This is a genomic window from Italian clover phyllody phytoplasma str. MA1 (assembly GCF_000300695.1).
Classification (GTDB): domain Bacteria; phylum Bacillota_I; class Bacilli_A; order Acholeplasmatales; family Acholeplasmataceae; genus Phytoplasma.
The window spans coordinates 1-343 of record NZ_AKIM01000003.1 but is presented as its reverse complement, the minus strand read 5'-3'; the positions used below and the strand labels follow the sequence as shown (position 1 = coordinate 343).

Genomic DNA, 343 nt, shown 5'->3' with positions numbered 1-343 from the left:
TTTTTGGGTTTCGAGGCGATCTAATATTAATTTTTGATTTATTTTGATTAGTTCATTGTGATTTTTCATTATTTTTTCTGATAAATTATCTAATTCAGGATTATTAGGTGAACGATTCATATCTATGGCTTTATCATTTAAATAAATTTGTAGGTTTTTTTCTTTAGCTTGTTTTTCTAACGATTCTCGTTCGCGAAATAATTGTTCTGCCTTAAGTTTTTGCTGTTCATAATAACCGATTCCATTAAGGCCATCAAAGGTATAATGAATTTCAATCATTGATTGAGTTCTTCCTCGGTGATCAATTTCTTCCCATTCTTCTTTTATATCAGCTTTGGTTTCT

The 343-nt window shown here is 28.9% G+C and carries 1 pseudogene; it reads right to left on the bottom strand.

The features are described 5' to 3' along the window. Positions 1–343 (bottom strand): annotated as a pseudogene (locus tag RI01_RS00020) (hypothetical protein); the annotation flags it as partial.